We start from the raw sequence: 409 nt of genomic DNA, 5'->3' as shown, positions 1-409 counted from the left end.
GGGCAAGGGTGTGGAAGAAGCCATGAACATTCTGCGCTTCACCCCCAACAAGCCCGCCGGCGTGCTGCTGAATGTGCTCAAGAGCGCCGTGGCCAATGCCTCCCAGCTGGGTGGTGTGAACGTGGACGCCATGGTCATCAAGGAAGTCATCGTGAACGAAGGCCCCACCTGGAAGCGCTTCATGCCCCGCGCCCAGGGCCGTGCCACCAAGATTCACAAGCGTACCAGCCACGTTACCGTTATACTCGCAGAAGGGCAGGAATAGGCTATGGGTCAGAAAGTTCATCCGTTTGGCTTCCGGCTGGGGTACAACAAGAACTGGCAGTCCCGCTGGTTCAGCAAGAAGGACTACCCTGCCTTTGTGTTTGAAGACAGCAAGATTCGCGCCTATGTGAAGAAGCTCCTGTAT

Annotated in this window: 1 protein-coding gene and 1 pseudogene; both read left to right on the top strand. The window is 57.2% G+C overall.

Features of this window, described 5'->3' with window-relative positions:
* On the top strand, nt 1–265 hold a 265-nt coding region (gene rplV, locus JWG43_RS18930; protein WP_205244452.1), incomplete at its 5' end, for a 50S ribosomal protein L22.
* A gap of 3 nt (nt 266–268) precedes the next feature.
* Nucleotides 269–409 (top strand): annotated as a pseudogene (locus JWG43_RS20505) (30S ribosomal protein S3); the annotation flags it as partial.

It is taken from the genome of Desulfobulbus alkaliphilus, assembly GCF_016918545.1.
In the GTDB taxonomy this organism is placed as follows: Bacteria; Desulfobacterota; Desulfobulbia; order Desulfobulbales; family Desulfobulbaceae; genus Desulfobulbus; species Desulfobulbus alkaliphilus.
Note: the sequence above shows the minus strand (reverse complement) of the source record. Positions and strands in the feature narration are given on the sequence as shown.